Origin of the sequence: Methylibium sp. T29 (assembly GCF_000576205.1) — a bacterium.
In the GTDB taxonomy this organism is placed as follows: domain Bacteria; phylum Pseudomonadota; class Gammaproteobacteria; order Burkholderiales; family Burkholderiaceae_C; genus Methylibium; species Methylibium petroleiphilum.
Window position 1 is genome coordinate 1 of the sequence record NZ_AZND01000249.1, and the last position, 4,645, is coordinate 4,645.

At 68.4% G+C, this 4,645-nt stretch carries 4 protein-coding genes; all 4 read right to left on the bottom strand.

Annotated features, from left to right (window positions below; translation table 11 throughout):
* Positions 1-192: 192 nt before the first annotated feature.
* The 4 genes from x551_RS24630 to x551_RS18660 all read right to left on the bottom strand — a co-directional run bounded on the left by x551_RS24630 (position 193) and on the right by x551_RS18660 (position 4,229).
* Positions 193-369, bottom strand: a complete 177-nt coding sequence (locus x551_RS24630) for a hypothetical protein (RefSeq protein ID WP_343252159.1) — start codon at positions 367-369, stop codon at positions 193-195.
* Between the two features lie 64 nt (positions 370-433).
* A complete protein-coding gene (gene fdh3B / locus x551_RS18650; RefSeq protein ID WP_011828769.1) occupies positions 434-1,066 on the bottom strand; it encodes a formate dehydrogenase FDH3 subunit beta in 633 nt (210 codons plus the stop codon).
* 14 nt (positions 1,067-1,080) lie between these two features.
* Complete coding sequence (locus x551_RS18655) at positions 1,081-4,047, bottom strand: formate dehydrogenase subunit alpha (RefSeq protein ID WP_036234461.1); 2,967 nt, start codon at positions 4,045-4,047, stop codon at positions 1,081-1,083.
* Positions 4,048-4,061: 14 nt separating this feature from the next.
* Entirely contained in the window at positions 4,062-4,229 is a 168-nt protein-coding gene (locus x551_RS18660) for a formate dehydrogenase (RefSeq protein WP_343252160.1), read from the bottom strand.
* Positions 4,230-4,645 lie beyond the last annotated feature (416 nt).

Below are 4,645 nucleotides of genomic sequence, written 5' to 3' on the forward strand. Positions count from 1 at the left end.
CGCGCTGGCGGCCGGGGCGGTCGGTGCGGCCTGTGCAACAGGCGACACGGCCGGGTCGGCGACCGGGGTGCCCTGCGCCACCGCCACGCTGCCGAGCCATGCCAGGCAGCCGGCAGCCCACCATCGAAGCATCGTGTGTGTCATCGGCATCCCCCTGTCAACGCTGCGGCCGGTGTTCGACGTCGCGCACCATCAGCGCGAGCGCGTGTACTCGTTCTGCTGCTGGTTGCGGGCCCTCAGCTGCTGTTCCCAGCTGGCGCGGTCGCCCTGCTTCCAGTCCGGCGCCGTGTAGCCGGCTTCGGTGCTGCCGTCCCAGGCTTGCTGTCGCCCTTCTTGGGGCCGGACGCCGTCTGCGGCTTGTCGGCGCACGCCGTCAGCCCGGCGGCCAGGAGCACCGCGCCGAGGAGGGCCAGACCACGCGGCAGGGACCGCCTCATGACTTGCCGCCTTCGGCCGCGGCCGGCTGCGCCGCGCCACCGGTCGGCTTGCCGTAGGCCGTGCCCCAGCCCCACACCTCGGAGCCCTTGCCACGCGTCAGCACGCGGGTGCGGAAGATGTCGGCGACCACGTCGCCGTCGCCGCCGAGCAGGGCCTTGGTCGAGCACATCTCGGCGCAGGCCGGCAGCTTGCCCTCGGCGAGGCGGTTGTGGCCGTACTTCTCGAACTCGGCTTCGGAGCCATTGGCCTCCGGGCCCCCGGCGCAGAAGGTGCACTTGTCCATCTTGCCGCGCAGCCCGAACGTGCCGTTGGTCGGGAACTGCGGCGCGCCGAACGGGCAGGCATAGCTGCAGTAGCCGCAGCCGATGCAGATGTCCTTGTCGTGCAGCACCACGCCCTCGTCGGTGCGGTAGAAGCAGTCGACCGGGCACACCGCCATGCAGGGTGCGTCGGAGCAGTGCATGCAGGCCACCGAGATGCTGCGCTCGCCCGGCACACCGTCGTTGAGCGTCACCACGCGGCGTCGGTTCACACCCCAGGGCACCTCGTGCTCGGCCTTGCAGGCGGTGACGCAGCCGTTGCATTCGATGCAGCGCTCGGCGTCGCAGATGAACTTCATTCTTGCCATGTCAACTCTCCAATTCACACAGAGGCGCGCTCGACCTGGCAGACCGTGGTCTTGGTCTCCTGCATCATCGTGACGCTGTCGTAGCCGTAGGTGGTGGCGGTGTTGATCGCCTCGCCGCGGATGACCGGCATCGCCCCCTGCGGGTAGTAGGGCGCGAGATCGACGCCCTGCCAGCGGCCCGAGAAGTGGAAGGGCAGCCACACCGTCTCGCGGTCCACTCGCTCGGTGACCAGCGCCTTGACCGTGAGGCGCGCGCCGGTCGGCGTGCGGACCCAGACCGTCTCGCCGTTGCGGATGCCGCGGTCGTTGGCGGTGGCCGGGTTGATCTCGACGAACATCTCCTGCTGCAGCTCGGCCAGGTAGGGGTTGGAGCGGGTCTCCTCGCCGCCGCCCTCGTACTCCACCAGCCGCCCGCTGCTCATGATCAGCGGGAAGTCCTTGCCGATGTCCTTGTTCTTGTCCTGCACGGTCTTGAACAAGGTGGGCAGGCGCCAGAACGCCTTCTTGTCGTCGTGCGTCGGGTACTTGGCCACCAGGTCCGGACGCGTCGAGTACAGCGGCTCGCGGTGCTTCGGGATCGCATCGGGGAAGTTCCACACCACGGCCCGCGCCTTCGCGTTGCCGAACGGATGGCAGCCGTGGTTCTTCATCGCGACGCGGATGATCCCGCCCGACGAATCGGTCTTCCAGTTCTTGCCCTCGGCCGCGGCCTTCTCGGGCTCGCTCAGTTCGTCCCACCAGCCGAGCTTCTTCAGCAGCACGTGGTCGAACTCCGGATAGCCGGTGGTGAGGTCCGCACCCTTGGAGAACGAGCCATCCTCGGCCAGCAGGTTGACGCCGTCCTTCTCGACACCGAAGTTGGCGCGGAAGTTGCCGCCGCCGTCCATCACGTGCTTGGAGGTGTCGTAGAGGTTGGGCGAGCCCGGGTGCTTCATTTCCGGCGTGCCGTAGCACGGCCAAGGCAGGCCGAAGTAATCGCCGTCGAGGGAGTAGCCGGTCTCCTTGTCGGTGCCGCCCTTGGCGCGCAGCGTCTTCACGTCAAAGACGTGCATGTTGCGCATGTGCGCCTTCAGGCGCTCGGGGCTCTGGCCGGTGTAGCCGATGGTCCAGACGCTCTTGTTGATCTCGCGCAGGATCGATTCGGGCTCGGGCTCCATCATGCCGCCCTTGCCGGCGACCAGCTTGTAGTTCTTCGTCAGCTCCTTGTCGAAGCCCAGCTTCTGCGCGAGCTGGTACATGATCATGTGGTCGTTGCGGCTCTCCCACAGCGGCTCGATGACCTGCTCGCGCCACTGGATCGAGCGGTTCGACGCGGTGCACGAGCCACTGGTCTCGAACTGCGTCGTCGCCGGCAGCAGGTAGACGGCGCGGTTGGGGTTCTGGTCCTCGGGCTTGCCGGGCATCGCCGCCATCGCCGCGGTGGCCGACGGGAAGGGATCGACGACCACCAGCAGGTCGAGCTTGTCCATCGCCTTCTTCATTTCCAGGCCGCGCGTTTGCGAGTTCGGCGCATGGCCCCAGAAGAACAGGCCGCGCAGGTTGCTGTCCTGGTCGATCAGCTCGTTCTTCTCGAGCACGCCGTCGACCCAGCGCGACACCGTCATGCCGGGCTTGGTCATCATGCCCGGCGCGTACTGCTTCTTGATCCACTCGAAGTCCACGCCCCAGGTCTTGGCGAAATGCTTGAACGAGCCCTCGGCCAGGCCGTAGTAGCCGGGCAGCGAATCGGGGTTGGGGCCCACGTCCGTGGCGCCCTGCACGTTGTCGTGGCCACGGAAGATGTTGGCGCCGCCGCCGCTCTTGCCGATGTTGCCGAGCGCGAGCTGCAGGATGCACGAGGCGCGCACCATCGCGTTGCCGATGGTGTGCTGGGTCTGGCCCATGCACCAGACGATGGTGCCGGGGCGGTTGTCGGCCATGGTCTTGGCGACGCGGAACACGGTGGCCTCGTCGACGCCACAGGCCTCCTGCACCTTGTCCGGCGTCCAGTTCGCGAGCACGTCCTCGCGCACCTTGTCCATGCCGTACACGCGGTCGTTGATGTACTGCTTGTCTTCCCAGCCGTTCTTGAAGATGTGGTGCAGCACGCCGAACAGGAAGGGGATGTCCGAACCCGAACGGATGCGCACGTGTTCGTCGGCACGCGCCGCGGTGCGCGTGAAGCGCGGGTCCACGACGATCATCTTGCAGCCGGTCTCCTTGGCATGCAGCATGTGCAGCATCGACACCGGGTGCGCCTCGGCGGCGTTGGAGCCGATGTAGAGCGCCATGCGGGCGTTCTGCATGTCGTTGTAGGAGTTGGTCATCGCGCCGTAGCCCCAGGTGTTCGCGACGCCCGCGACCGTGGTGCTGTGGCAGATGCGTGCCTGGTGATCGCAGTTGTTGCTGCCCCACAGGCTCATCCACTTGCGCAGCAGGTAGGCCTGCTCGTTGTTGTGCTTGCTCGACCCGACCACGAACACCGAGTCCGGGCCGCTCTGCTTGCGCAGCTCGAGCATGCGCGCGCTGATCTCGTCGAGTGCGGTGTCCCAGCTGATGCGCTCGTACTTGCCGTTCACCAGCTTCATCGGGTAGCGCAGGCGGTATTCGCCGCGGCCGTGCTCGCGCAGCGCAGCGCCCTTGGCGCAGTGCGCGCCCAGGTTGATCGGCGAGTCGAACACCGGCTCCTGGCGCACCCACACGCCGTTGTGCACCACCGCGTCGACCGCGCAGCCCACCGAGCAGTGACCGCACACCGTGCGCCTGACCTCCACCTTGCCCGGGCCCGCCTCGGCCTTGGACGCATCCGAGGCCTGCGCCTTGCGCACCAACGTCAGCTGCCCGGCGGCGAGACCGGCCCCCACGCCCAGGCCGGAGCGGCGCAGGAAGGACCGACGGTCCATCGTCGGGATGGCGCGCGAGAGGCCGCGCGAGAGGCTCGAGACCAGCGACGATGCGGGCGAGCCGGAGCCCGCATCAGGCGACTTGCGCGTGAGCAACATGGGACCTCCGGCACTCAGACTTTGGTGGTTTGGTAGTAGCGCTGCACATGCGCTGTGAGGCGATAGCCGGCGGCTTCGCCGGCTTCGGCCAGGGGAACCGCCGCGGCGGCCGCGGGCTCGGCCTCGCGTGCGCCCGGCAGCACCACCGCCGCAGCGGCCAGCGCCCCCCACGGTGCCGGCACCGGCCACGACGTGGCGGCGCGAGAGCTTGGATTTCGGATCGTTCATGGCTGACTCCTGGGTCTCTGCGCCCGGTGGGGCGCGCGTGCCTTGGCATCGAGCTGATCGCCGACTTCGGCAATTCCATTCCTATGTTAGTCCTGGCTTTTGCACGCCGTGCGTGACTGCGCAAAGGGAAACCCCGCAGCAGCAGCCCCGGGAAGGACGCTGCAGTGCAGCAGCGCGGAGCCCGCGCCAGCCTGTCGCGCACCGCCCCTGGAGATCGACAGCTTGACCACCGATGGCGCGACAGGCTGTCGCAGCGCGATGGGCCGCAGGATGCGGGAAAGTCCCAGGGAGTGGCTCGGACACTGTCCGGCCGTCACCCCGCCGCACGACGCCGCGCGCGCCCGCCGCCGGCCCGCGGCGCGGGCACGTG